Origin of the sequence: Rhodoferax sp. TS-BS-61-7 (assembly GCF_002943465.1) — a bacterium.
Lineage (GTDB): Bacteria > Pseudomonadota > Gammaproteobacteria > Burkholderiales > Burkholderiaceae_C > Allorhodoferax.
This window is the reverse complement of record NZ_PTQY01000003.1, coordinates 62,050-87,743: the sequence shown is the minus strand read 5'-3', so window position 1 is coordinate 87,743 and position 25,694 is coordinate 62,050. Positions and strand designations below refer to the sequence as shown.

The 25,694-nt window shown below is 61.7% G+C and carries 25 protein-coding genes; 15 read left to right on the top strand and 10 right to left on the bottom strand.

Features of this window, described 5'->3' with window-relative positions; translation table 11 throughout:
- Window positions 1–30: 30 nt before the first annotated feature.
- Entirely contained in the window at window positions 31–774 is a 744-nt protein-coding gene (gene gpmA, locus C5F53_RS09085; protein WP_105261066.1) for a 2,3-diphosphoglycerate-dependent phosphoglycerate mutase, read from the bottom strand.
- Between the two features lie 105 nt (window positions 775–879).
- On the opposite strand from gpmA, the gene C5F53_RS09080 reads away from it, so the two are divergent.
- The 4 genes from C5F53_RS09080 to C5F53_RS09065 all read left to right on the top strand — a co-directional run bounded on the left by C5F53_RS09080 (window position 880) and on the right by C5F53_RS09065 (window position 3,194).
- Entirely contained in the window at window positions 880–1,287 is a 408-nt protein-coding gene (locus tag C5F53_RS09080; protein ID WP_105261065.1) for a rhodanese-like domain-containing protein, read from the top strand.
- Between the two features lie 31 nt (window positions 1,288–1,318).
- Window positions 1,319–1,582 (top strand): glutaredoxin 3, encoded by a 264-nt coding sequence (grxC, locus tag C5F53_RS09075; RefSeq protein WP_105261064.1) that lies wholly within the window; start codon window positions 1,319–1,321, stop codon window positions 1,580–1,582.
- Between the two features lie 84 nt (window positions 1,583–1,666).
- The gene (secB, locus tag C5F53_RS09070; RefSeq protein ID WP_105261063.1) at window positions 1,667–2,122 is read left to right on the top strand and encodes a protein-export chaperone SecB; all 456 of its coding nucleotides are present in this window, start codon (window positions 1,667–1,669) and stop codon (window positions 2,120–2,122) included.
- A 55-nt stretch (window positions 2,123–2,177) separates the two neighbouring features.
- Window positions 2,178–3,194: an NAD(P)H-dependent glycerol-3-phosphate dehydrogenase gene (locus tag C5F53_RS09065; protein ID WP_105261499.1), complete on the top strand. Its 1,017-nt coding sequence runs from the start codon at window positions 2,178–2,180 to the stop codon at window positions 3,192–3,194.
- On the opposite strand, the gene cphA (C5F53_RS09060) is transcribed toward C5F53_RS09065, so the two are convergent.
- Both cphA (C5F53_RS09060) and cphA (C5F53_RS09055) read right to left on the bottom strand, forming a co-directional pair.
- A complete protein-coding gene (cphA, locus tag C5F53_RS09060; RefSeq protein ID WP_105261062.1) occupies window positions 3,191–5,761 on the bottom strand; it encodes a cyanophycin synthetase in 2,571 nt (856 codons plus the stop codon). The two genes, C5F53_RS09065 and cphA (C5F53_RS09060), sit on opposite strands and share 4 nt — an antisense overlap.
- Window positions 5,762–5,768: 7 nt before the next feature.
- Window positions 5,769–7,943, bottom strand: coding sequence for a cyanophycin synthetase (gene cphA / locus C5F53_RS09055; protein WP_105261061.1), 2,175 nt, complete (start codon window positions 7,941–7,943; stop codon window positions 5,769–5,771).
- Between the two features lie 149 nt (window positions 7,944–8,092).
- Between cphA (C5F53_RS09055) and C5F53_RS09050 the strand changes: the two genes are divergently transcribed.
- The 4 genes from C5F53_RS09050 to C5F53_RS09035 all read left to right on the top strand — a co-directional run bounded on the left by C5F53_RS09050 (window position 8,093) and on the right by C5F53_RS09035 (window position 12,757).
- Window positions 8,093–10,357, top strand: coding sequence for an ABC transporter ATP-binding protein (locus tag C5F53_RS09050; RefSeq protein ID WP_105261060.1), 2,265 nt, complete (start codon window positions 8,093–8,095; stop codon window positions 10,355–10,357).
- On the top strand, window positions 10,354–10,845 hold the full coding sequence (locus tag C5F53_RS09045; RefSeq protein WP_105261059.1) for a DUF1854 domain-containing protein: 492 nt from the start codon (window positions 10,354–10,356) through the stop codon (window positions 10,843–10,845). Before C5F53_RS09050 ends, C5F53_RS09045 begins: the two co-directional genes overlap by 4 nt.
- A 111-nt stretch (window positions 10,846–10,956) precedes the next feature.
- Window positions 10,957–11,535: an SPOR domain-containing protein gene (locus C5F53_RS09040; protein ID WP_105261058.1), complete on the top strand. Its 579-nt coding sequence runs from the start codon at window positions 10,957–10,959 to the stop codon at window positions 11,533–11,535.
- Window positions 11,536–11,785: 250 nt separating this feature from the next.
- Window positions 11,786–12,757, top strand: a complete 972-nt coding sequence (locus tag C5F53_RS09035) for a porin (RefSeq protein ID WP_161499912.1) — start codon at window positions 11,786–11,788, stop codon at window positions 12,755–12,757.
- Window positions 12,758–12,828: 71 nt separating this feature from the next.
- Here the strand turns inward: C5F53_RS09035 and panC are convergent, their stop codons facing one another.
- The 4 genes from panC to C5F53_RS09015 all read right to left on the bottom strand — a co-directional run bounded on the left by panC (window position 12,829) and on the right by C5F53_RS09015 (window position 15,763).
- On the bottom strand, window positions 12,829–13,653 hold the full coding sequence (gene panC / locus C5F53_RS09030) for a pantoate--beta-alanine ligase (RefSeq protein WP_105261056.1): 825 nt from the start codon (window positions 13,651–13,653) through the stop codon (window positions 12,829–12,831).
- 12 nt (window positions 13,654–13,665) lie between these two features.
- Window positions 13,666–14,559, bottom strand: coding sequence for a 3-methyl-2-oxobutanoate hydroxymethyltransferase (gene panB / locus C5F53_RS09025; RefSeq protein WP_105261498.1), 894 nt, complete (start codon window positions 14,557–14,559; stop codon window positions 13,666–13,668).
- A gap of 84 nt (window positions 14,560–14,643) precedes the next feature.
- Window positions 14,644–15,492, bottom strand: coding sequence for a ScpA family protein (locus tag C5F53_RS09020; protein WP_105261055.1), 849 nt, complete (start codon window positions 15,490–15,492; stop codon window positions 14,644–14,646).
- Window positions 15,493–15,556: 64 nt separating this feature from the next.
- Complete coding sequence (locus C5F53_RS09015; protein ID WP_105261497.1) at window positions 15,557–15,763, bottom strand: DUF3460 family protein; 207 nt, start codon at window positions 15,761–15,763, stop codon at window positions 15,557–15,559.
- Window positions 15,764–15,855: 92 nt separating this feature from the next.
- Between C5F53_RS09015 and nadC the strand changes: the two genes are divergently transcribed.
- Together nadC and nadA are read left to right on the top strand one after the other, a co-directional pair.
- Complete coding sequence (nadC, locus tag C5F53_RS09010) at window positions 15,856–16,725, top strand: carboxylating nicotinate-nucleotide diphosphorylase (protein WP_105261054.1); 870 nt, start codon at window positions 15,856–15,858, stop codon at window positions 16,723–16,725.
- Window positions 16,725–17,828, top strand: a complete 1,104-nt coding sequence (gene nadA / locus C5F53_RS09005; protein ID WP_105261053.1) for a quinolinate synthase NadA — start codon at window positions 16,725–16,727, stop codon at window positions 17,826–17,828. The genes nadC and nadA overlap by 1 nt, the downstream gene beginning before the upstream one ends.
- Window positions 17,829–18,533: 705 nt before the next feature.
- Here the strand turns inward: nadA and C5F53_RS09000 are convergent.
- The gene (locus C5F53_RS09000; protein ID WP_105261052.1) at window positions 18,534–19,694 is read right to left on the bottom strand and encodes an IS30 family transposase; all 1,161 of its coding nucleotides are present in this window, start codon (window positions 19,692–19,694) and stop codon (window positions 18,534–18,536) included.
- Between the two features lie 337 nt (window positions 19,695–20,031).
- On the opposite strand from C5F53_RS09000, the gene C5F53_RS08995 reads away from it, so the two are divergent.
- The 3 genes from C5F53_RS08995 (at window position 20,032) to C5F53_RS20255 (ending at window position 21,338) form a co-directional block, all read left to right on the top strand.
- On the top strand, window positions 20,032–20,493 hold the full coding sequence (locus C5F53_RS08995; protein WP_105261051.1) for a hypothetical protein: 462 nt from the start codon (window positions 20,032–20,034) through the stop codon (window positions 20,491–20,493).
- Window positions 20,475–21,038 carry a hypothetical protein gene (locus tag C5F53_RS08990; protein ID WP_146097330.1) on the top strand — a complete coding sequence of 188 codons (564 nt, stop codon included), beginning with the start codon at window positions 20,475–20,477 and terminating at the stop codon, window positions 21,036–21,038. Before C5F53_RS08995 ends, C5F53_RS08990 begins: the two co-directional genes overlap by 19 nt.
- 141 nt (window positions 21,039–21,179) lie before the next feature.
- Entirely contained in the window at window positions 21,180–21,338 is a 159-nt protein-coding gene (locus C5F53_RS20255; RefSeq protein ID WP_161499911.1) for a hypothetical protein, read from the top strand.
- A gap of 65 nt (window positions 21,339–21,403) precedes the next feature.
- On the opposite strand, the gene C5F53_RS08985 is transcribed toward C5F53_RS20255, so the two are convergent.
- Window positions 21,404–21,700, bottom strand: a complete 297-nt coding sequence (locus tag C5F53_RS08985; protein ID WP_105261049.1) for an RNA-binding protein — start codon at window positions 21,698–21,700, stop codon at window positions 21,404–21,406.
- Window positions 21,701–21,938: 238 nt separating this feature from the next.
- Here C5F53_RS08985 and C5F53_RS08980 point away from each other — a divergent pair, with 238 nt between their 5' ends.
- Window positions 21,939–22,646: a mobilization protein gene (locus C5F53_RS08980; protein WP_105261048.1), complete on the top strand. Its 708-nt coding sequence runs from the start codon at window positions 21,939–21,941 to the stop codon at window positions 22,644–22,646.
- Window positions 22,647–22,704: 58 nt separating this feature from the next.
- Complete coding sequence (locus C5F53_RS08975; protein WP_105261047.1) at window positions 22,705–23,130, top strand: VOC family protein; 426 nt, start codon at window positions 22,705–22,707, stop codon at window positions 23,128–23,130.
- Here the strand turns inward: C5F53_RS08975 and C5F53_RS08970 are convergent.
- Window positions 23,099–25,618 (bottom strand): bifunctional diguanylate cyclase/phosphodiesterase, encoded by a 2,520-nt coding sequence (locus tag C5F53_RS08970; protein ID WP_161499910.1) that lies wholly within the window; start codon window positions 25,616–25,618, stop codon window positions 23,099–23,101. The two genes, C5F53_RS08975 and C5F53_RS08970, sit on opposite strands and share 32 nt — an antisense overlap.
- Between the last annotated feature and the right edge of the window lie 76 nt (window positions 25,619–25,694).

The window sequence follows — 25,694 nt, the reverse complement described above, 5'->3', positions numbered from 1 at the left end:
CACTATTTCAGTGGGGCTGGTCTATCCGGCTCAGGCCTTGCCTTGGGAGGCTACGGCTGCTGCTGCCTTGGCGGCAGCCTCGGCGTCGCCCAGGTAGTAGTGGCGGATCGGTTTAAGGTTGGCGTCCAGTTCGTACACCAGCGGAATGCCGTTGGGGATGTTCACGCCCACGATGTCATCGTCGGATATGTTGTCCAGGTACTTGATCAACGCGCGGATGGAGTTGCCGTGCGCGGCCACCACGATGCGTTTGCCAGCCAGGATGGCGGGCGCCATGGCTTCGTTCCAGAACGGCAACACGCGGGCCACGGTGTCTTTGAGGCACTCGGTCAGCGGGATCTGGTCGGCTTGCAGCTTGGCATAACGGATGTCCGAACGCTCGCTGCGCGGGTCGGTGGCTTCCAGTGCAGGCGGTGGGGTGTCGTAGCTGCGGCGCCAGACCAGCACCTGGTCGTCGCCGTATTGTTTGGCAGTTTCGCCCTTGTTCAGGCCCTGCAGGGCGCCGTAATGGCGCTCGTTCAGGCGCCAGCTGTGCACCACAGGCAGCCAGGTGCGGTCCATCTCGTCCAAGGTGTGCCACAGGGTGCGGGTGGCGCGTTTGAGCACGCTGGTGTAGGCCACGTCGAACTCGTAGCCGTCGGCCTTGAGCAGCTTGCCGGCGGTTTTGGCCTGCTCCACACCCAAGGGGGTCAGGTCCACATCGGTCCAGCCGGTGAAGCGGTTTTCAAGGTTCCAGGTGGATTCGCCGTGGCGTACGAGAACGAGTTTGTACATGGTATGGGTCACAAAGCAGTGGGGGGACCGGGCAGGGTGCCCGGCGGCGTACAGCGTGCCATTCTAAAATGCCGGGTTAGTGTGAAGTAACCAACAAGGAACAAAGTGAAATTTATTATCGACAACTGGATGCTGATCTCGATTGCCCTGGCATCTGGCGCGCTCTTGCTGTGGCCCGTGGTGCAGGGCGCTACGGCCGTAGGCATTGCCCCGAATACTGCGGTGCAGCTGATCAACCGCGAAAAGGCGGTGGTGGTGGATGTGTGCCAGCCTGAAGAGTTTGCACAGGGCCATATCGTGGGTTCCAAGAACATTCCCCTGGCCGATCTGGAGGCCAAGCTGCCCGGTTTAGTGAAGAACAAGGCGCTGCCCGTGGTGCTGGTGTGCCAGACCGGCGCCCGTTCGGGCCGTGCCGTGGCCACCGCCAAGAAACTGGGTTACGAGCAGGCCCAATCGCTGGCTGGCGGGCTGAAAGCCTGGAAAGCCGCTAACCTTCCGGTCGACAAGGCCTGAACCAGGCCTGCTGAACCAAGGTAAGAAGACCATGCAAGCCGTCAAGATGTACACCACCGCCGTCTGCCCCTACTGCGTGCAGGCCAAGCGGATTCTCAAGTCCAAAGGCGTTGAGGCCATCGAAGAAATCCGCGTCGATGCGCACCCGGAAGAACGCATGAAAATGATGGAAATCACCGGTCGGCGCACCGTGCCGCAGATTTTTATCGGCGACACCCACGTGGGTGGATGTGACGACCTGATGGCGCTGGACAGCCGGGGCGGCTTGCTTCCCTTGCTGGGTGCAGCGGCCTGACATAATTCCGCCCAGCGAATTTTGTTTTCGTAGCCCGTCGGTGTTGTGCCGGCGGGCTTCTGTTTATCTAGAGAGACTATTGCCATGGCTGACCAAGATCCCGTATTCCAGATTCAACGCGTGTACCTGAAGGAAGCGTCGCTGGAGCAACCCAATTCCCCCGCCATCCTGTTGCAGCAAGAGCAGCCTTCGGTGGACATCCAGCTCGGCGTGGAAGCCGCCCCCGTGGCCGAGGGTGTGTATGAAGTCTGCGTGACCGCCACGGTCACCACCAAGATCGAAGACAAAACCGTGTTTCTGGTGGAAGCCAAGCAGGCCGGCATTTTTGAAATCCGCAACCTGCCCCAGGAGCAGTTGGGCCAGATCATGGGCATCGCCTGCCCACAAATCGTCTACCCCTACCTGCGTGGCAACGTGGCCGACCTGATCCAGCGCGGTGGCTTCCCGCCCGTGCACCTGTCGGAAATCAACTTCCAGGCCATGTACGAGCAGCAACAGATGGACGCAGCCGGCGCACCTGCCGGAACACTGCCCCAGTAAGCGTGTTTAGGGGTCTTTTTGGCCTCTAGCCCGCATGGATATTGCGCAAGCAGCTATGAATATCATAGTGTTAGGGGCCGGTGCCTGGGGTACAGCCCTGGCCATCAGCGCCGCACGCGCGCCGCAGGTCGGTCGCACGGTCACGCTGTGGGCGCGCGATGCCGCGCTGGTGGCCGACATGGCTGCGCAGCGTGAGAACACGCGTTACCTGCCCGCGCAGGCCCTCCCTTCTTCCCTACAATTGAGCGACCAGCCATTGGCATCGCTATTGGCGGCGGTCCAGCCGTCCGATCTGGTGGTGGTGGCCACGCCCATGGCCGCCCTGCGTGGCATGTTGACGCAGCTGCAAGGCGTGCCTGCGCCTGTGGCTTGGCTGTGCAAGGGGTTTGAGTCGCCGGTGCAGGGTGCCCACGGCCTGCTGGGCCATGAGGTGCAGGCGCAGGCCGCACCGCAGTTACGGGCCGGGGTGCTGAGCGGCCCCAGTTTTGCGCAAGAGGTTGCGGCAGGGCAGCCCACTGCGCTGGTGGCTGCCAGTGCGCATGCGGCGGTGCGCGACGCGCTCGTAGCCGCCTTCCATGGCAGTTCCCTGCGGGTCTATGCGAATGACGACGTGGTGGGGGTGGAAGTGGGCGGCGCCGTGAAAAACGTGCTGGCCATTGCCACCGGCCTGTGTGACGGGCTGCAACTGGGCCTGAATGCCCGCGCGGCCCTGGTGACGCGCGGTTTGGCAGAAATTACCCGCCTGGGCCTGGCCTTGGGTGCCAAACCCGAAACGTTTATGGGTCTGAGCGGTCTGGGCGATCTGGTGCTCACTGCGACCGGGGATTTGTCCCGCAACCGCAAAGTGGGCTTGGCGCTGGCACAGGGGCAGACACTGGCCCAAGCGGTGCAAGCCCTGGGCCACGTGGCCGAAGGTGTGTACAGCGCGCGCACTGTGTTGCAGCGCGCCCAGCACCTTGGGGTGCCCATGCCCATTACCCAGGGCGTGGTGGACTTGCTGGACGGTCGGCTGCAGCCGGCCCAGGCGGTCATGGCCCTGATGGGCCGCGAACCCACCGTTGAAGGCGCCTAGCCTTTTTGCACCTTGGCGGCAATGTGCGCCAAGGCTTCTTCCACCTGGTCTACCAGCACCAGGCACAACTCGCCGGGTTGCAGCTTGTCCAGCGCGGTGTCAATGGCCAGGAACTCGCCAAACACCTCCGAGCGGCTGACCGCGCGCTGGGCATTGGCCAGGCCCTCGCGCAGCAGGGCGATCACTTCACCATCGTTGCGGCCGCGTTGGCACTGGTCCTCGAACATCACCACCTCGTCAAAGGCATTGCCCAGGATTTCGGTTTGTTGGCGGATGTCCTGGTCACGCCGGTCACCGGCACCGCTGATGACCACCGAGCGGCGCGTGGCCGGCATGGCCTCCACCGCCTGCACCAGCGCCAGCATCGCGTCGGGGTTGTGGCCGTAGTCGGCAATCACGGTGGCGCCGCGGTAGGTGAACAGGTTGAAACGGCCTTGTGCGTTGTCGCTGTCGTTGGAGAAATTGGCCAGGCCCTTGCGGATGCTGGTCCAGTCCTGGCCCAGCGCCCAGGCCGCAGCCACGCTGGCCATCACATTTTCGACCTGAAATCCAATCGCACCGCCCAGGGTCACCGGCACATCGGCCAGCGGAATGGACTGCAGCATCTCGCCCTTGGCCGCAATCAGGTGACCACCTTCGACAAACACCACCGCGTGGCCTTGGGCGCGGTGGGTGGCCATCACGGGGTGGTTGCGGTCGGTTGCAAAAAAGGTCACGTCCCCTTTGCACTTGGCCGCCATGGCCGCCACGATGGGGTCGGCCGCGTTGAGCACGGCGGTGCCGGTGGTGGCCACGTTTTGCACAATCACGCGCTTGAGCACGGCCAGCTCGTTCACGGTGGTGATGTAGTTCAGGCCCAGGTGGTCGCCGCTGCCCACATTGGTCACTACCGCCACATCGCAGCGGTCAAAGGCCAGGCCTTCGCGCAGCACGCCGCCACGGGCGGTTTCCAGCACTGCGGCATCGGTGTCGGGGTGCAGCAGCACACTGCGCGCACTCTTGGGGCCGCTGCAGTCACCGGTGTCTATGCACTCACCGTTGACGTACACACCGTCGGTATTGGTCATGCCCACGCGCAGCCCGCTTTGCGTCAGCAGGTGCGAGATCAGGCGCACCGTGGTGGTTTTGCCGTTGGTGCCAGTCACCGCCACGATGGGAATGCGGCCGTTCTGCCCTTTTTTGAACATGCTGGAGATGATGGCTTCGCCCACCGCCCGGCCCTTGCCAAACGAGGGTGACAAGTGCATGCGCAGGCCCGGGGCCGCGTTCACTTCCACCACACCACCGCCTTGATCTTCCAGCGGCTGCAGAATGCTGTCGCTCACCACGTCCACGCCGCAAATGTCCAGGCCCACCATGTGGGCGGCGGCAATGGCGCGCGCTGCCACTTCGGGGTGTACATCGTCGGTTACGTCGGTGGCGGAGCCGCCCGTGGACAGGTTGGCGTTGTTGCGCAGGTTGACGCGCTGGCCCTTCTCGGGCACCGAGTCAGCCGTCAGGCCTTGTGTGGCCAGGCAGGCGTGGGCAATGTCGTCAAAGCGGATCTTGGTGAGCGATGTGGCATGGCCCGAACCCCGGCGTGGGTCCAGGTTGACCTGTTCAACCAGTTGGGCAATGGTGTGCACGCCGTCGCCCACCACCTTGGGCGGGTCGCGCCGCGCCGCAGCCACCAGCTTGTCGCCAATCACCAGCAGGCGGAAGTCGTTGCCGGGCATAAAACGCTCGACCAGGATGTCGTCGCGGAATTCACGCGCCGTGAGGTAGGCCTTGCGCAGTTGGGCCTCGGTGGTGATGTTCACCGTCACGCCCTTGCCTTGGTTGCCGTCGTTGGGTTTGACCACCACGGGCAGGCCAATCTCTTGCGCAGCGGCCCAGGCATCGTCGGCATCGGTCACCGCACGGCCCCCGGGTACTGGCACACCGGCGGCGGCCAGCAGCTTCTTGGTCAGTTCCTTGTCCTGGGCAATCGCTTCGGCAATAGCGCTGGTGGCGTCCATTTCGGCGGCCTGGATGCGACGCTGTTTGCTGCCCCAGCCCAGGCGCACCATGCTGCCTTCGGTCATGCGGCTGTAGGGAATGCCACGCGCCACGGCGGCGTCCACAATGGAGCCGGTGCTGGGCCCCAGGCGCACGTCTTCGTCTAGTTCACGCAACTGGTCCAGTGCGGCGGGCAGGTCAAAGGGGGTGTCGTTCAGTGCGGCCTGGCACAGCTGCTGCGCCAGTTCCAGCGCCAGTTTGCCCACCTCTTCTTCGCTGTACTCCACCACCACCTGGAACACATGCGGCTCCACCGTGGGTGTGGTGCAACTGAAGGTGACCGGGCAACCGGCCTGGGCTTGCAGGCCCAGCGTGGCCAGCTCCAGCACCCGTGCCATCGACACCTGGTCGTCATGGCCGGTGGCCTGGAATGGGCTGATTTCGGGAAAGCGCGCGCGCAGGCGGGGCTCAAACCCGGCCAGCGTGGCAATGCTGCACTCGTCAGCGCTGCACTCCACCACGGTCTGGATGGCCGTGTGGTGGGTCCACAAATTGGGGCCGCGCAGGGCGCGGATGCGGTTCACTTGCATGGAGGGCTCAGTAAGGAGTTTTCTTGGGGTTGGAGTCGAAGGTGCGCAGGCCGGCTGCAATCAGTTCGACAGGAATGTTTAGCGCCCAGGCTGCAGCCACGGCAGCCATCACCAGCTCGGGTTGGGCCGCTTTGACGGGGTTCAGGGTGTTCAGCGGCACCAGGGCGATTTCTTCGGCCTGCTGTGCCAGCACGACTTCGCCATCGCGCACAAACACCACCTTCTCGCCCGCCGCCCGGTGTGCCACCAGGGTGGGGTGCTGCGCATCCGGGGCGTAAAAAATCACTTTGCCATCACACAGCTCGGCCAGTTCCACCACCTGCGGGTCGGTCGCGTTGAGCACGGCGGTGCCGCTGGGCAGCACCACGTCGACCTGGGTGCGAGCGACCTTGAAGGTTTGCTCGGCGTCCAGGATGTCGAAGTGTTTGAGGCCCTCGGTCCAGCCCACATCGGTCACCACGCCCACGGCGCAGCGGTCATAGGCCAAGCCTTCACCCAGGATCATGGCGCTGCTGTTTTCAAACACCGCGGCTTGCACGGATCGATTGATCAGCAGGCGCTGGCTGGGTTCCCAGCGCGCGCAGTCGGTGGCCACCACGCGGCGGCCGTCCAAGTACAGGCCTTCGCTGCAGGCCAGGCCCACATGGCGGCCGCTGATGTGCACCAGCCAGGCCACCAGCCGCGCCAGGCGGCCGGTATTTTGGGTGCCAGTGATGCCGATGACGGGAATACGTCCATCGGCCTGCGGGTCAAACAGGTGCTCCACGATGGCGCGGCCCACGGAGCGGCCTTCGCCGTTGGCGGGTTTGATGTGGGCCAGCAGGCCGGGGCTGGCGTTCACCTCAATCACGGCGCCGCGCTGGCTCTTCATGGGTTTGCTGATGTCTTCCATCACCATGTCGATGCCTGCAATGTCCAGGCCCACCACGCGGGCGGCCAGGGCGGCGGTGGCGGCCACGCTGGGGTGCATCTGGTCCGTCACGTCCCAGGCCACGTTGCCGTTGCGCTGGATCAGTACTTTCTGGTCTTTGGCAGGTACAGATTCGGGTGTCAGGCCGGCGCGGCGCAGCTCCAGCTGCACTTCGGGGCTTTTCTGCGGCTCGATGGGGCTCAGCGGAGCCTCTTCTGCCTCGCCGCGGCGTGGGTCGGTGTTGATTTGTGTGTTCACAAGCGCGGTCACCGTGGAGGTGCCATCGCCCACCACCCAGGCGGATTCACCGCGGGCGGCGGCTACCACCTGTTTGCCAACCACCAGCAGGCGGTGTTCGTTGCCAGGAATGAATTTTTCGACGATTACGCTGCCGCCGCTTTGCTCTTTGGCCACCTGAAAAGCGGTTTCGATACTGGCCTGGTCGGATAGGTCCAGCGTGACGCCCCTGCCGTGGTTGCCGTCATAGGGCTTGACCGCCACGGGCAGGCCAATGTCTTCAGCTGCTTCCCAGGCCGCGGCCGGGGAGTTGACCAGCGTGCCCTCGGGCACGGGCACGCCGCAGGCCTTGAGCAGGCTTTTGGTCAGGTCCTTGTCGCTGGCAATTTCTTCGGCAATCGCGCTGGTCTGGTCGGTCTCGGCAGTCCAGATGCGCCGTTGTGCCATGCCATAACCCAGCTGTACCAGGTTGCCTTCGGTCAGGCGGATGTGGGGAATGCTGCGGTCCGTGGCGGCATCTACGATATTGGCGGTGCTGGGCCCCAGGCACAGTGAATCGACCATGTCGCGCAGCTGGGTGATTTCGCCCGCCAGGTCGTAGGGGGTGTCGTTGATGGCGGCCAGCACCAGGTCACGCGCCACCACCAGCGCTTTGCGCCCCACCTGCTCTTGCCGGGTGCGAAACGCCACCTTGTAGACGCCCGGTGTGGAGGTCTGGCGGGCCTTGCCAAAGCTGGTTTGCATGCCGGCCAGGTTCTGAATTTCCAGCGTCACATGTTCCACGATGTGGGCCGCCCAGGTGCCTTCCTGCAGGCGCTGCAGAAAACCGCCACGCACGCCGGGGCTGCATTTGTGCTCAATCAGGCCCGGCAGCCAGCCGGTCAGGCGCTCGTAAAAGCCGGGCAGGGTGTTGGAGGGGTGGTTCTCCAAGTCGCCGATGTCCAGCCAGGCCTCGATGACGGGGCGATACGTCCAAATATTGGGGCCGCGCAGGTAGGTGACCCGGAGAATGTCGATGGTTTTCTTGGCTGTCATGGCAGTGTGAGAAGGGGCGGTGCACCATTGTGACGCGGCGCGCGTTATGTATTTTCGCTCAGCCCCCGTGTTGTGTAACGGATTTATCCTCGGCGCCTTGGCGCGCAGATGACGCAAAATCCCGAGTTAAACCTTTTCCCTAGAAGTAGATGACCCCTGACGCCCTTGCTGTTTCTGTGCTGCCCGGAGAGCTTGCTCCGCAATGGCGGGCCAATGTGCAGCAGCAGCTGCATCCCCAAGAGAACGTATTGGCCTCGCTGGAGGTTGACCTTGACACCCAGTTGCGCTTCGTCAAGGGCCTGGTGCTGGTCACCAGCCGCCGCCTGCTGAGCCGGGTGGGGCCGGACGCGGCCTGGCAGTCCTGGGACCTGCAGGCGGGCCAAACCCTGCAGCACCACGACCACGCGGGCGTGGGCCACCTGGATTTTGTCGATACCACCGGCCTGCGCGGCACCTGGCGCTTCACGCTGGGGCAAAACCTGCATGCCCTGCGCCTGGTAGACCAGTTCCAGGCCCAGTTGGAGAGCACCGTGTCAGGCCGACCGCTGGCGCAGGCACTCACCCAGGTCTGCCCCAGTTGCAAGGCCCCGCTGGAGGCCGAGCAGGAGGAATGCCCGGTGTGCACCAAGGTGGTCCACACCCCGCCCAGTACCTGGACGCTGTTTCGCCTGTGGCGCTTTGCCAAACCCTACCGCGGGCAGCTGTTGCTGGGTTTTGTGCTCACCCTGTTGGGCACGGCCGCCAACCTCGTGCCGCCTTACCTGACCATGCCCATCATGGACAACGTGCTCATTCCGTTCCAGAACGGGCAGAAGATCGACCCCATGCTGGTGACCCTGTACATGTCAGGGCTGCTGGGGTCGGCCCTGGCCGCGTGGATTTTGAGCTGGGCCAAAACTTACATCCTGGCGCTGGTGTCCGAGCGGATCGGGGCCGACCTGCGCACCACCACCTACGAACATTTGCTGCGCCTCTCGCTGGAGTACTTTGGCGGCAAGCGCACGGGTGACTTGATGTCGCGCATCGGCAGCGAGAGTGACCGCATTTGTGTGTTCCTGTCGCTGCACCTGCTGGACTTTGCTACCGACGTGATCATGCTGACCATGACCGCGATCATCCTGTTCTCGATCAACCCCTGGCTGGCGCTGGTGACGCTGGTGCCGCTGCCGTTTATTGCCTGGATGATCCACTTTGTGCGCGACCGCCTGCGCACAGGTTTTGAGAAGATTGACCGCGTCTGGGGCGAGGTGACCAACGTGTTGGCCGATACCATTCCGGGTGTGCGGGTGGTGAAGGCTTTTGCGCAAGAAAAGCGTGAGGCTGCACGCTTTCGTGAGGCTAATAAACACAACCTGGCGGTGAACGACCGCATCAACAAGATCTGGTCGTTGTTCTCGCCCAGCGTGTCGTTTTTGACCGAACTGGGCCTGCTGGTGGTCTGGGCGTTTGGTATCTGGCAGGTGTCTAAGGGCGATATCACCGTGGGCGTGCTCACGGCTTTTATTGCCTACATCAGCCGTTTCTACGGCCGGCTCGATTCCATGAGCCGCATCGTCTCGGTCACCCAAAAATCGGCCTCGGCGGCGAAGCGCATTTTTGACATCCTGGACCACGTGTCTAGCGTGCCTGAACCCGTGAACCCCGTGCCCATGGGTAAGGTGCAGGGCAGCATCGAGGTGCGCGATGTCGGCTTCCGGTATGGCAACCGCGAGGTGAACCGCGGCATCAGCCTGAAGATTGCGCCCGGCGAGATGATTGGCCTGGTGGGCCACAGCGGTTCGGGCAAAAGTACGCTGGTGAATCTGATTTGCCGCTTCTACGATGTGTCCGAAGGCGCGATTCTGGTGGACGGTGTAGACATTCGCTCGTTTGCGATCTCGGACTACCGCCAGAACATTGGCTTGGTGCTGCAAGAGCCGTTTTTGTTCTTCGGCACCATTGCCGACAACATCGCCTATGGCAAGCCTGATGCCACGCGTGCCCAGATCATTGCCGCCGCGCGCGCGGCCCACGCGCACGAGTTCATCCTGCGCCTGCCGCAGGGCTATGACTCCATGGTGGGTGAACGCGGCCAGGGCCTGTCGGGTGGCGAGCGTCAGCGTATTTCGATAGCGCGCGCGCTGCTGATCGACCCGCGCATCCTGATCCTGGACGAGGCCACCTCGTCGGTGGACTCGGAAACCGAGAAAGAGATTCAGAAAGCGCTGGAAAACCTGGTGCAAGGCCGCACCACCATCGCCATTGCCCACCGCCTGTCCACGCTGCACCGGGCCGACCGCTTGGTGGTGCTGGACCGCGGCAAGGTGGTGGAAGAGGGCACGCACGACGCGCTGATGGCGGCCGAGGGCGCCTACTACAACCTGTACCAGGCCCAGGCACGCAACAACACTATGCTTGAGGAGTCCGCCGCATGAGCGCCCTGCAAACCGTGACGGCCAGCCGTTTCACGCTGGAACGCACCCCCTTTGGCAAGCTGGTACTGACCAATGAGGCGGGCGAGCGTTTTGAAGGCGTGGTGCCGGTGCGCGCCTTTCCCATCCAGTCGCCCGACGACGGCATTTCGCTGGTGAGCACTGATGGCAAGGAAGTGGCCTGGGTGGACCTGCTGGCCGATGTGCCACAGCCCGCGCAGGACCTGATCCGGGCGGAGCTGACCACACGCGAGTTCATGCCGGTGATTGCACGCATTGTCTCGGTCACCAGTTACTCCACACCCTGCACCTGGGAGGTAGAAACGGACCGTGGCAACACCGAGTTTGTGCTGCGTGGCGACGAGGATATTCGCCGCATTGGCAAGGACAACGGCCTGCTGATTGCCGATGCCCATGGCATCCAGTACCTGGTGCGCGACCAGTTTGCGTTGGACGCTCACAGCAAAAAAATCCTGGACCGCTTCCTGTAGGGTGTTGTTTCCAGGTCAGTGTGTACTCGCACCGGCCTGGGCTTGCGGTACATTTTGGGGCTGACGCTAGCGCACCTGTACGCTGCAGCCTTACCCAGAAAGCACCGCCCCATGTCCATTCTGTTGAGTTCTTCGCGCCGCACCCGCATGGTCCGCAGCGGCCAGATCGCCAGCACGGCGATGGTTTGTGCACTGCTGCTGTCGGGCTGTGCCATCTGGCCCAAGGCGCTGACCTTCTGGGGCAACAACGAGCCTGCATCTGCCGACATGGCCACCCCGCCCACCGCGACAGCACCCGCCGCCCCCGCAGCGGCCGAGCCAGTGCCGGTGGCCACCAGCAGCGCAGTGGCCGAACCGGCCAAGCCTGAAGTCGCGCCCATGGCCAGCCTGCCACCCGAACCCAAACCGGTGGCTGCCCCAGCAGCACCAGCCAAGCCGGCCGGTCCGGTGAAGATGGAGACGGGTTACTACATCAATGTGGGCTTGTTTGCCGTGCCTTCGAATGCAAGCAATGCATTTCAGAAACTCGAAAAAGCAGGCATGCCCGCTTACACCGAGCTGCTGGAAACCAATGTCGGCAAGCTCACGCGTGTGCGCGTAGGCGGCTTTGCCACCAAGGCCAAGGCCGACGCTGCAGCCAAGCAAATCCGCGGCATGCAGCTCGAAGCCATCGTCTTCCGCCATAAATAAACACCCCGGGGCGCACGGCCCCGTGCGCGGATGGATCGTTCTGGTTCAACTGCGGACCTTGCTCCGCTGCCGCGCTTTGTATTCCTTGTGTCTCTTGTGTCACTGCGCCTGCAGAGGGCGTTGTCCTGCACCGATGTAACCAAAACTTAATGCCAATTTAACCGGTCCGTCTTATTCACTCTTCAGACTCCGCGGTCGTTGTGTCTTGTCTTGATATGACTTTTTAACCCGCTAAAAAATGGAGTATGGAATGTTGAAAAAATCTGCTGTTGCACTCGCAGTTGCAACACTGGCGCTGGGCGCACAGGCTGGCGAGTTGGCCACCGACAAAGACGTCAAGTTTGAAGTGAACGTGGACGTCGGCACTTACTATGTCAGCAAGAAAAATGCCGCTGGTCGTGAAATCAACGAAGTGCTGGGCAAGGGCCTGAACCAAGTGGAAATCAAGGCCACCAAGACCATCAACGAAGACATCTCCATCTTCGGCGAAATCGAAGTGGACTACGACCCCGTCGTTGACAACTCCGCCTTCACCTCCGACGACACGCGCGTTGGCATCGCCAGCAAAAAGTTTGGTCGCTTCTCCGCCGGCCAGTTCGACAGCTTCATCGAAGACAACGTCATGGAAACGCTGGGCGTGGGCCATGGCGAAAACGCCTTCATGACAGAGCCTGCCTCTGCCAACAAGGGCCGCCATGTGCAATACAGCCACAAGCTGGGTGACCTGAGCTTTGCCGTGGACTACACCTCGGCAGTTGGCCCCGCCGCCAACCCCGAAAACTCCAATGGTTTCGCCCTGGCCGCGACCTACAAGATTGGCAGCCTCACTTTGGCCGGTGGCTGGAGCGAGTTGGCCAAGTACAAAGCGGACAGCTCCAAGACCCAAGGCGAGTTGAACACCGACCGCTACGCCACGGGCCTGGCCGCTACTTACCAAATGGGCAATCTGGCTTTGAAGGGCCTGGTTGCTGACGTGGAAAGCACCGCCAAGATCAAGACCTCTTACACCGGTTTGGCATTGACCTACGTGATGGGTGAGTTCGACTTCGGCCTGTCCATGCAGAAGGTCAAACCTGAAAACACCAACGGCCGTGACGAATGGTCTGCCGGTGTCGGTTACACCCCGTTCAAGAACATGCAGTTGTACTTTGACTTCGCAGGCTTGGCCAAGGCGAATGGCGAAGGCGATGTGGTTGAAATGGGCTTGAAGTACACCTTCTAAGCTCCCTACGGTATTCCAAGGTTTTTATGCCCGGGCTGGTCCCGGGCTTTTTTACGCCCCGTGCGCGCCGCTCAGACTTCGATGTTGTCAATGAGCCGGGTGCTGCCTAGCCTTGCGGCCGCCAGCACCACCATGGCGTCGCCGCTGTGTGCGGCCTGCAAGTCGGCTTGGCGGCGCACGGCCACATAGTCGGGCACCCAGCCTGCACTGCGCAGGGCCTGCATGCCTTCTGCCTCCAGCCGTGCCACATCCGCTTCGCCAGCCCGCAGGGCCGCCACAATTTTGCGCAGCGTGGCCGAGAGCAGCAGCGCCTCTTCGCGTTGTGCCGGGCTCAGGTAACCGTTGCGGCTGGACAGGGCCAGACCCGCTTCATTGCGCTGCGTTTCTCCGCCCACCACATCAATGGGCAGGGCGAACTGCTTCACCATGTTGCGGATCACCATGAGCTGCTGGTAGTCCTTTTTGCCAAACAGCGCGGTGCGCGCCTGGGTGCAAGCCAGCAGCTTCATGACCACGGTGCATACGCCGATGAAAAAGCCCGGGCGGAAGTGGCCTTCCAATATGTCCGCCAGCTCGGTGGGTGGGTGCACCTTGAAGGTTTGGGGCTGGGGGTACAGCTCTTGTTCACTGGGGGCAAACACGATGTCGCAGCCCGCGGCCTCCAGCTGGGCGCAGTCGGCTTCCAGCGTGCGCGGGTAGGTGTCAAAGTCTTCGTGCGGCGCGAACTGCAGCCGGTTCACAAAAATGGTGGACACGGTCACGTCGCCCAGCGGCTTGGCCTGGCGCACCAAGGCCAGATGGCCGGCGTGCAAATTGCCCATGGTGGGCACCACGGCAGGGTGGCGGTACTGGCTCAGCGCTGTGCGCAGCTCGGCAATGGTGTGGATCAGTTGCATACGCGTGTTATTTCACCAGGCGTGGAGGGTGTCGTCAGGGAACGTACCGTTTTTCACGGCGGCCACATAGGCTTCCATGGCACCGCGGATGCTGGTGGATTCGGCCATGAAGTTGCGCACGAACTTGGGGTTTTTGCCCAGGTTCACACCCAGCATGTCGTGCAACACCAGCACCTGGCCAGCCGTGCCCTTGCCAGCACCAATGCCGATGGTGGCGCAGTGGGGCAGCTCTTGGGTCAGCTCGGCCGACAGGGGTGCGGGCACCATCTCCAGCACCACCATGGAGGCACCGGCGTCTTGCAACGCCAGGGCTTGTTTCTTCATCAGGTCCGAGGCCACATCGCCCCGGCCCTGCACACGGTAGCCACCCAGCGCGTGCACGGTTTGCGGCGTCAGGCCCAGGTGGGCGCAGACGGGGATGCCGCGTTCCACCAGAAAGTGCACTACCTCCGTGGTCCAGCCACCACCTTCGAGTTTGACCATGTGGGCACCGGCCTGCATGAGCACGCTGGCACTGCGAATGGCCTGTTCCTTGGACTCTTGGTAGCTGCCAAACGGCAGGTCACCAATCAGCCAGGCCGTGCCCTGGGCGCGGCGCAGGCCGCGGGCCACGCTTTCGGTGTGGTATGCCATGTCTTGCAGGCTCACGCCCACGGTGCTGTGCAGGCCCTGGCAGACCATGCCTAGCGAGTCACCCACCAAGATACATTCCACACCCGCCGCATCGGCCACGGCCGCAAAGGTGGCGTCGTAGGCGGTGAGCATGGTGATTTTTTCGCCGCGTGTGTGCATCTCTTGAATGCGCGGCAGGCTGATGGGTTTGCGGGTCGCCATGGGCGAAGCTGGGGGCAGCGTGCCGTAAGGGGATGCCGCAGCAGACGCGTTACCAGCAGGTTCTTGGGCCATGGACAGAGACTCCATCAACAGGGGGTTGGGCGGGATGCGGGGCCGATACTAACCGCAAGCGGGCGTATCGGTTAGTGACACCACTCAGGCGGGGGAATAGGCCAAGCGCACGTAAATCGGCGCAAAGGCTTCTGCCTGGGTGATCTCGATCAGGGTCTCTTTGGCCAGCTCCAGCAGGGCAATAAAGGTCACCACCAGCACGGGCGTGCCCTGGCTGGGGTCAAACAGGTCTTCAAACCCCACAAAACGTTGGCCCTGCAGACGCTTGAGCACGATGCTCATGTGTTCGCGTACCGACAGTTCTTCGCGGCTGATCTTGTGGTGCTGCACCAGCTTGGCCCGCTTCATGATGTCGCGCCATGCCTCTTGCAGGTCGACCAGGCTTACATCGGGGAAACGCGGCTGCAGGCTTTGCTCGATATGGGCGTTGGCCTTCAGAAAGTCGCGCCCATACTGCGGAATGGCGTTGAGGCGGGCCGCGGCCAGCTTCATTTGTTCGTATTCCAGCAGGCGGCGCACTAGCTCGGCACGCGGGTCTTCGGCTTCCTGGCCCTCGGCCGTCTTTTTGGGCGGCAGCAGCATGCGCGACTTGATCTCGATCAGCATCGCCGCCATCAGCAGGTACTCGGCCGCCAGCTCCAGGTTGTGCTTGCGGATCTGGTCCACGTAGACCAAATACTGCTTGGTCACGCTCAGCATGGGGATGTCCAGAATATTGAAGTTCTGCTTGCGGATCAGGTACAGCAGCAAGTCCAGCGGCCCCTCAAAGGCCTCCAGAAACACCTCCAGCGCGTCCGGCGGGATGTACAAATCCTGCGGCATGGCAAACAGTGGCTCGCCGTACAGGCGCGCCAGTGCAACCCGGTCCACCACCTCGGGCATGGTGGCCAGGGTGGTCGCGTCAGAGCCGCTGTCCGTAGAAAGTGTGCTCATGATTTGCTATTGAATTGGGAGCTGCTCGCGCAATATCCACGCGGGCTAGAGGCCTATTTGGCTCTTATTTGGCGTTGGTCTGGTAGACGTAGGGCTTTTGCTCCACGCGGGCCTCGCCATAGGCCTTCACCGCGCTGCGGTCCACGCTCTTGTCCCACAGCAGGGCGCGGCCCTGGCGTTGCTCGGCTTCCAGCGTGGGCTTGGCAGTCTTGAGCTGGTCAATAAACTGGGTAGCTTCGGATTGGTAGTCGGGGCGGCGGAAAATGTTCATGGATGAATCCTCGTTGTCGGTCATTTTAGCCGCCATGGCCGCTGCCCGGCGCACTGCTGCGCGGGCGGCAAACCCGGTATCCTTGCGGCCCTATGCGCAATTCTGACTATTCCACCGCCCAGATCACCGCCCTGGCCCAGGCCGACGTGGCCCGTGCCCTGCAAGAAGACGTGGGCGCGGGGGACCTGACCGCCTCCCTCATCGACCCGACCCGCCGCGCCCGCGCCCGCGTGGTCGCGCGCGAAGCCGCCGTGTTGTGCGGCGAGCCCTGGGCCACCGCCGCCGTGCGGGCGCTGGACCCCAGCGCCGCCATCATCTGGCATGTGCGCGAAGGCCAGCGCTGCGTGGCCGACCAGGTGGTGGTGGAAATTGAAGGCAACGCCCAGGCGCTGCTGACGGCCGAGCGCACCGCGCTGAACTTTTTGCAACTGCTGAGCGCCGTAGCCACCAAGACCGCCACGTTTGTCAGTGCCGTGGAGTCGGTGCCCGGCAACCGCGCCGCCATTGTGGACACCCGCAAAACCCTGCCCGGCCTGCGCATGGCGCAAAAGTACGCGGTGCACGCGGGCGGCGGCACCAACCACCGCATTGGCCTGTTCGACGCCGTGCTGATCAAGGAAAACCATATTGCCGCCGCCGGTGGTGTGACGGCCGCGCTGCAGCGCGCTGGCCAGTTCGCGGCCAGCGCCAAGTTCATTGAGGTGGAAGTGGAAACGCTGGACCAACTGCGCGAAGCGCTGGACTGCGGCGCCAAGATGGTGCTGCTGGACAACATGACCATGGCCCACCTGGTGCAAGCCGTGGCCATCAACGCCGGGCGTGCGATTCTGGAAGTGTCGGGCGGCGTGAGCCTGGACACCGTGCGTGCCATTGCCGCTACGGGTGTGGACCGCATCTCCATCGGTGCCCTGACCAAGGACGTGAAGGCCACCGATTTCTCCATGCGTTTTGAGGAGCTGTGATGTCTGCCAGCGATGTGATTGACGTCGAATACGAACAGCCCGCCTGCAGCACCCAGCACGCGTGGGCGCGCGTACCCGTGGAGCCCACGCCGTCGCAGCGTGTGGCGCTGAAGGACAAGATCAAGCGTCTGCTGAAAGAGAAGAACGCCGTCATGGTGTCGCACTACTACGTGCACCCGGACCTGCAGGACCTGGCCGAGGAAACCGGCGGCCTGGTGAGCGATTCGCTGGAAATGGCGCGCTTTGGCCGCGACCACAGCGCGCAGACGCTGGTGGTGTCGGGCGTGAAGTTCATGGGCGAGACCAGCAAGATTTTGTCGCCGCACAAAACCGTGCTCATGCCTGACCTGGACGCCACCTGCTCGCTGGACCTAGGCTGCCCCATCAGCGAGTTCAGCGCTTTCTGCGACGCCCACCCGGACCGCACCGTGGTCGTCTACGCCAACACCAGCGCTGCCGTCAAAGCACGGGCCGACTGGCTGGTGACCAGCAGCTGCGCGCTGGACATCGTGCGCGCCCTCAAAGACAAGGGCCAGAAAATTCTGTGGGCACCCGACAAACACCTGGGTGGCTACATCCAGCGCGAAACCGGCGCCGACATGGTGTTCTGGGAAGGCGCCTGCATCGTGCACGACGAGTTCAAGGCCTTTGAGCTGGAGGCTCTGATCAAGGAGCACCCCAAGGCCAAGGTGCTGGTGCACCCCGAGTCACCCCAGGACGTGGTGGCCCTGGCACACGCCGTGGGCTCCACCAGCGCCATCCTCAAGGCCGCGCAAACGCTGGACGCCGACACCTTCATCGTCGCCACCGACAACGGCATGCTGCACAAGCTGCGCACGCTCAACCCCACCAAGACCTTCATCGAAGCTCCCACCGCCGGCAACAGTGCCACCTGCAAAAGCTGCGCCCACTGCCCCTGGATGGCCATGAACGGCCTGGCTGGTGTTGCCCAGGTGCTGGAGCACGGTTTGAATGAAATCCAGGTGGACAGCCGCCTGATTGACCGCGCGCGTTTGCCGATCGACCGCATGCTGGCGTTTACCGCAGCGCTGAAGAACGGGCAGCCCGTGGGTGGGCTGATTCCGAACATTGGGGCGGCCTGAGTTTTAGGTATTTTTAGCCTGTAGCCCCCGTGGAATATGCGCGAACAGCTATTGAATTGGTAGTGAATGTGGGGTGTGTGGTTGGCTGCTTTGCTTGGCGGATTCAACCGGTCGATGCAACACACTAAAACCTGCATTTGCATGAAAGATTGACAATTGCTGCTGCGCTTGACTTCAAAGTTTAGAAAGGTTGGGGAGAGCAATGCCAAATGGAAAAGAGCAAAAGGGAACGGAGAGTTCAGAGCGGTCTTATTCGATGTTTATCGAAAGGCCCAAAATGAATCGTTCTCAAAAGACTCTCGTTTGTCTTTGGCTACTTGTCTTACTAGTGATCGGTGGTGCGCTTTACTCAACGCCCTATATGAGAAATGCACCGATCTTTGGAGTCAACGGAAGAGAAGGTCTATTCGAAATTCTTATTGGCTTCTCAGCGATTTCCATTCCTTTTAGTTGGCCTTTATATTTCGCACTGCGGTGGTCGGAGAAACCGAAGGGATCCATTAGGCAAGTCACTTTTGGCATCTCCAGTCTAGCTATTGCCGGGCTGTTTTCTCCTAGCATTGCCTTTGGACATGACTCTGGTGTAGGTACAAGCATAATTTTGTGTGCACTCATCATTTGGGCCACGTACCCGGTCTTCAGTCCTCCCAAACATTGAGCGGCACCTTCACCAAATACATGGAACGACCGCTTTCACTCTTGGATTCAACCGGTCAACGCAACAAGTTGGCTGAATCTTTCAGCAGGCGTTTCGTAGTTTAGAGTTTTCCTTGGGCGTTCATTTAGTTTTCTCGCAATTGCATTCAACTGTGCCTGTGAATAATTTGAGATATTGATTCCCTTGGGGAAGTACTGCCTCAACAGGCCGTTGGTGTTTTCATTGCTTCCACGCTGCCAAGGACTATGGGGATCACAGAAGTAGACGCTGATATCGGTGGCCAATGTAAAACGCTTGTGATCAGCCATCTCGTGACCACGATCCCAGGTCAATGACTTGTAGAGTTCCTGCGGCAACTTGCGTGCGTGTTTGATCAGGGCGTTGGTGACGGTCTGGGTATCTTTGCTGGCCACCTTCACTAGCATTACGTAGCGAGTCTGACGCTCAACCAATGTCGCAATCTGGTTGTTCAGACTACCAAACATCAAGTCGCCTTCCCAGTGGCCAGGTACTGCGCGATCCTCCACCGTGGCCGGACGCTCACTGATAGACACGGTGTTGGTAATCCTGCCGTGGTTATCTGTCTTTTGGGTGTAGTGACGCGAACGACGCATGGCCCTAGTGCGCCTCAGATGTTGCAGCAGTTCCTTCTTCAAGGCGCCACGGGCTTGAATGAATAGGCTGCGGTAGATGGTTTCGTGTGACACGTGGTAGTCCTTGTCGCACTGGTAAGTACGCTGGAGCCATCCTGCAATTTGCTGGGGCGCCCACTGGCATTGGAGCTTACGTGCCACGACACGTGCCAAGGCTCTATTCTGAACCAGCTTGCAACGTTTGGGACGGTGTGACCTATCCCATGCGGCCTGATCGGCCTGGGCCGCACGATAGCTGCTTTGGCCACCGTTGCGTTTGATCTCACGGCTGACTGTGGATGGCGCTCGGTTCAACTTCAGGGCGATAGATCGGATCGATTGCCCTGCCATCAAGCACCGCGATATCTCTTCTCGCTCCGCCAAGCTCAACGCTAATTGAGAGCGAGAGCGCTGTGCGGGGCGAATTCCACCAGTCTCAGCCAGGATGCCACCCACAGATGAGTGATTCCGATCAAACAACTGTGCAATCTTCTGCAGGGAATCGCCTTTTTTCCAGCGCTCCCACATCAGGGCCTTCTGACTGTCTGTGTAGTAAGTCCGAGTCCGATATTTCATCTGCAACACTCCTTCTGTTCATACAGAATCTAAGGTGTTGCATCGACCGGTTGAATCCAAGGGCGGAAGCCGACGTTCGCAGATTCACCCAAACGGGGGATATTCAGCAGGCGATATTGACGTGAAAATCCTGCAATCTATGACTCATTCCATTTCTTACAACCTGCGGGGTATGTCGGAATTTTTATACCTGTACAAACGCACATGAAAATTTCTGAGATCGTGACTGCGAGCGGCTTTCCAGCGCAATTTTCACCCAGTTTATCCCGCAGCCGCCAGAATATCCCGCAGGTTTTGCGGCATACATTACGTTGGGCGTCACTAGAGACGAAGCGAAATGCCTGAACTTTCAGAAGACATTCACTCTGAGATTCAGCGTTTATCGGCCGAAGGCGACGCGTTGGCTAGCGAGAGAAGGTACTCGGAAGCAATCCCTGCGTACTGGAAGGCCTGGGATCTGTTGCCTGAGCCAAAGACCGAATGGGAAGCTGCCACTTGGCTGCTCGCGGCTATCGGCGATGCCAATTTCCTCGGTCGAGACTACACGGCAGGCAAAGACAACTTAACCACCGCAATGCATTGCCCAGGTGCAATTGGCAATCCCTTCTTGCATCTGCGGCTGGGTCAGTGCCAGCTCGAACTTGGCGTCCTTGATCGTGCAGCCGATGAGCTTATGCGGGCCTACATGGGCGCGGGAACCGATATCTTCAAAGATCAAGACCCGAAGTACCTGCTCTTTCTACAAAGCAAGGCTAAAGGTATCGAAGGGCCGAAGAAGTCGTGGCAGTTCTGGAAGTGACGCCCAACTCAAACGTTAGGCCGCAGATGGAACAGCCTACTCCCTTCCACCAGCTCGGGCGCTTTGTATTCCTGTTCCAGCACATCGAGGCAGCATTGACCGATTTACTCGTGCACATGTCCGGGGGCGACAGCGAAGCGGTTCTGATCCTCGTAAACGAGCTTGAGTTCGGCAAACGGGTCAAAACCACTGACGTGATGTTCGCTCGCCACGTCGACATGCTTCGCCCGCCGCAATCTGCCGAGAAGAGCGAATTCCACAAGCTCATGGTGGAAGTGTCGAAGCTGGCCGAGAGACGAAACGAGATCGTTCATTCCAAGTACATGCGGTGGCAGAACGTTGACGGCCTGGAAGGCCTCATCCGGTATAACTCCGAACTCAGTGGCAAGAAGGGCATCAGGGAAGAAGTGGAGGAAGAAATGCTCCCCGAGAGATTCGAAGAAGACTGCAACCGCTGCGCCTTGACTCTGATGGCTCTGGAGAAGTTCCGACTGAAGCTGATCGACTGGGAGTATCCGGATGCTGCGGCCCAACTCCAACGTTAACGACAGCTTTAGAGCCAGGTGAAAGTCGGCTATCAGTCTTAAACCGCCTCTGCGCGCCTAACAAAACAAAGCACCGACCCGCCTCCCGCAAGTAGCCGCACAAGCAAAGCCAGTTAGACTGCCCCCAAAGGAAACATCACTATGGCAGGCGTATTTGGCAAAGATCCCAACATGAAGAAGAGCACGCACCACGAGCTGGAGCGGCTGAACCAGGAGCGCAAGCAAAAGTTGGCGGCAGCGGCGCTGAAGTTCACCAAAAAGAAACCTGTGGTGCCCAGCAGCGAGACACCTACCAAATAGGAAATGTTTGGACAAAAAAAGAAGGCCCCAATCAAGGGGCCTTCTTTTTTGGCTAGCTTGCGAGCTTAGTAGCTGCTGCGTCCGCCGCGGTAGCCGTCAGAGGCGCCACGGGGTTCCATGGGGCGGGCCAGGTTCACAACGATGGAACGACCGTCCACCGATTGGCCGTTCAGGCCATTGATGGCGGCTTGGGCCATTTCGGGGGAGCCCATTTCCACAAAACCGAAGCCTTTGGAGCGGCCGGTGTCGCGGTCCATCATGACCTTGGCGGATGTCACGTCACCAAATTCGCCGAAATTGCTTTGCAGGCTTTCGTTGGTAACGGAATAGGGCAAGTTGCCCACGTAAATTTTGCTGCTCATATCAGAGCCTTTCTAGAGAAGCGTGCGGGGCCACCAAGTGGCGCTGCAGCGCGGGGGAAGCGAAATGCCGGTGAAACACCGGGATGAATTGTATCTTTTGAATATAAAAATATTGTTTTTTATTATTTAAATTTATAAAACTGCCGCCGAGTGGGCCCGTTGCCGTGACGAAGCCATCGGCACCGTCCTACGGCTTGCATACAAATTGCATACTCTGGGGACTCACCTAAGGAATTTCATGTCTTCTATCAACTTCATTGGCGGCGAAAAAGGCGGGGTCGGCAAATCGGTCATGGCCCGTGTGCTGGCCCAGTATTTCATCGACAAGGGGCGCGCCTTCACCGGCTTTGACACGGACCGCTCGCACACCTCGTTCACCCGCTTTTATGCGGACTACGCAGCCCCGGTGGTGGTGGATACCTACGAGGGCCTGGACCTGATTGCCGGTGTGTTTGAAGAAGAACCCGTGGTGGGCCTGCCGCCCAATGTCATCGTGGACCTGGCAGCGCAGACTGCGGCGCCGCTGGCGCGCTGGGTGAAGGACTCGGACCTGGTCTCGCTGATGGCCAGCCTGGGCGTGACGGTGAACTTCTGGCACGTGGCCGATGCGGGCAAGGATTCGGTGGATCTGCTGGACCGGCTGGTGGCCACCTATGGCGCCGGGCCCAACTACATCGTGGTGAAGAACCAGGGCCGTGGCAACGATTTTTCGCAGCTCGATGACTCCTCCGCCCTTAAAAAAGCGGTGGCCCTGGGCGGCCATGTGATAAGTCTGGCCCAGTTGCACGAGGCCAGCATGCGCAAGATCGACCGGCAGAACGCCAGCTTCTGGGCGGCGATTCACCGCAAGGACGGCGAAGACACGCTGGGCCTGCTGGAGCGCCAACGGGTAAAGACCTGGCTCAAAAACAGCTACGCCACCTTCGACACGCTGCCACTGGGCTAAAGCCGCATTCACCCTGCCCCAGCCTCTACACCTGCCTCCCCCACCAAGGAAAACCACCATGTCGCTTCAACCCTTTCACCTGGCCATTCCTGTGTACGACCTGGCGCTGGCGCGCCAGTTTTATGGCGAGGTGTTTGGCTGTGCCGAGGGCCGCAGCAGCGCGCAGTGGGTGGACTTCAACTTCTTTGGCCACCAGTTGGTGATCCACCTGGCGCCCAAAAACGACTCGCAGACCCACGCCCACACCAACGAGGTGGACAGCCACCATGTGCCGGTACCGCACTTTGGCGTGGTGCTGGCCTGGGAGGCCTGGCATGCGCTGGCCGAGCGACTGCAAAGCCGCAACACCGCGTTTGTGCTGGAGCCCGGCATCCGTTTTCAGGGCCAAGTGGGCGAACAGGCCACCATGTTTTTGCTGGACCCCTGTGGCAACGCACTGGAGTTCAAGGCCTTTAAGGACCTGGGCCAGCTATTTGCGCGTTAGGCGCCTCAGGTGCGCCGGCCAGTTCCCGCGGCCCGCGGCTCGTGCCTTTGCCGGCTTTTTTTGCGGCGTACAAACAGCCGTCGGCACGGGCAATCAGGGCATCCCAGCCCCCGGATTCTGTGGCGCTGCCCAGGCCAATGCCCACACTGGCGCCCACTTGCAGCTGCAAGTCGCCCACATGGAAAGGTGCCGCCGCAGCCTTGAGCACCTTATCGGCCACGCGCTCGGCATTGGCCAGGGTCTTGATGCCCAGCACCACCACCAAAAACTCGTCGCCACCTAGGCGTGCCACGGCGTCAGAGGGGCGCACCAGCTGCAACAAACGCTGGGCAAAAAGTTGCAGCAACTGGTCTCCCACCGGGTGGCCGTATTGGTCGTTCACTTCCTTGAAGTAGTCCAGATCCACATACAGCACGGCGGTGGACGGCAACAGGCCCTCGCGCACATGGTGATCGGTGTAGCTGCGCAGGCCCGCACGGTTAAACACCCCGGTCAAGGGGTCTCGCTGGGTGAGTTTGAGCAACCGCACCGACTCGCGTTTGTGGTTGGTGATGTCTTGCCCCACCGCCACAAAGCCGTTGGCCACGCCCGCTTCGCTGCGCAGCGGGATGTGGGTCATCAGCAGGTTCTGGGATCGGTTGTTGCCCACAAACTCTTTCTCGTAGGTCACCGTCTCCCCGGCCAGGGCCTGGGCGGTCCAGTGCTGGGTGCGTGCGTACTCTTCGGCCCCCAAGGCCTCCCACAAATAGCGCCCGACCAGCACACCGCGTGGTGAGCCATGCCAGCGCTCGAAGGCACTGTTAACGAACTTGATGCGCTCGTCTGCCCCCACCACGGCCACCCCGGCCGGAATGGCCTCGGTCACCGAACGCAGGGTGGCGGTCTGTTGCAGCAGCTCTTGCTGGATATCGACCAGCGCCGAGATGTCCCGCATGACCGCGGAGTAGTGCTCCACGCGGCCGTCCTTGTCGGTGTGGGCAATCACCATGTGGCTGACCGGAATGGTGCGTTTGCCCTCGCCATACACCGTGGTCACCCCGAGCCAGACGCCGTCGGCATGCACCACCGGCAGGATGGTGGACTGGTAGAGCGCATTGGTCTGCGGGGTGTTGAAATCTTCAAAACTCAGGTGCCCCACCGGCGCATCGGCCCCCAGGCCGGTGAACCGGCGCACGGCCGGGTTCATGTAGCTGATGCGCCCGGCCCGGTCGGTCTGCACCACCAGGTCGGTGGTCTTGTCAAAAATGGTGGTCAGCACGCGCAGTGCTTTTTCGGCCACCACGCGCTCCGTGATTTCTTGCACCGTGCCAAACAGGCGCACCGGTGCGCCCTGCTCAAACTGCACCTCGCCCTGGGCCCGCACCCAGATTTGGCGGCCCTTGCCCGTGACCAGGGGCACCTCCAGGTCCCAGGCCTGGCCGGTCTGCATGGCCCGCTGGGCGGCGGCCTGCAGCTCCACCATGGCGTCGGCGGGGTAGAAGTCGTTCACGTTCTGCACCGTAGGCACAAAATCCGCCTCCACCTCGTGGATGCGCTTGGTCTGCTCGGACCAGGCCAGCGTCTGGCGCGCCATGTCCATCTCCCAGCCGCCAATGCGGGCCACTTGGCCGGTTTTTTCTAGAAACGATTCACTCGCCTGCAGCGCCCGCTCGGCCAGGCGCTGGGCGGTCACATCGCGGCCCACCGAGTTGAGCAAAGGGGTGCCCAGCGCGTCGTGCTGCACGGCATTGGTCCAGGACACCCATTTCTCTGACCCGTCTGCGGCCACCATGCGGTTCTCGCCCTGCAGGTTGCCGCCCTCGCGCAGCACTGTGTCAATCTGCGCACGCACGGCCGGTTGGTCGTGTACCGCCACAAAGTCATACAGGCTGCGCCCCACCATATCGGCCGGCCGCATACCAAAGTGCGCGGCGTACTGCGGGTTCACATACAGCAGCACCCCCTGTGCGGTGGCAAGAGAGACCATCTCTGTCTGGGTTTCCACCAAGGCGCGGTAGCTGGCCTCGCCCACCGGGGCAGCCCATTGCGCCTGCACCAGCCAAGCCAGGGTTTGCAGGGCCTGGGCTTGGGCCGGCAGCAGCGGCCGCACCACCCGGTCCATGGCCAGCAAACAGCCCACCACCTGGCCGTCCGCACGGCGCAAGGCCACGCCTGCGCAAAAGCGCACCCCTTCGGCAAGCAGCAGAGGATCGCTGGCTAAACGCGTGTCTTGCAGGGCATCTTCCACATGGAACACCCCCGCCAGGCCCGCCTGTGTTGCCCACAGGGCCAGCCCGGCCCCGGCTTGGGGCGGTGCGGCAAACCCATGGTGGGCCAGCACCCGACATGGGGGTTGCCAGAGGTCATACACCAGGCTCAGGGGGGCGGCGCAGAGCTGCGCCACAAGCGGGGCAACGGCCGCGAGGGCCGCTTCGGGTACACGGTCCGGAAAAGCCGGACTGCGCAAGCTGGAAACCTCGGTTTCCGGTACTTGGGGCAACGGCGTCACGGTCCAACTCCTGTTTTTCATTCTTCAGGGCTACACCTGCATGGTACGCCTGTGGCGGGGGCCCGGCCTCCGCACA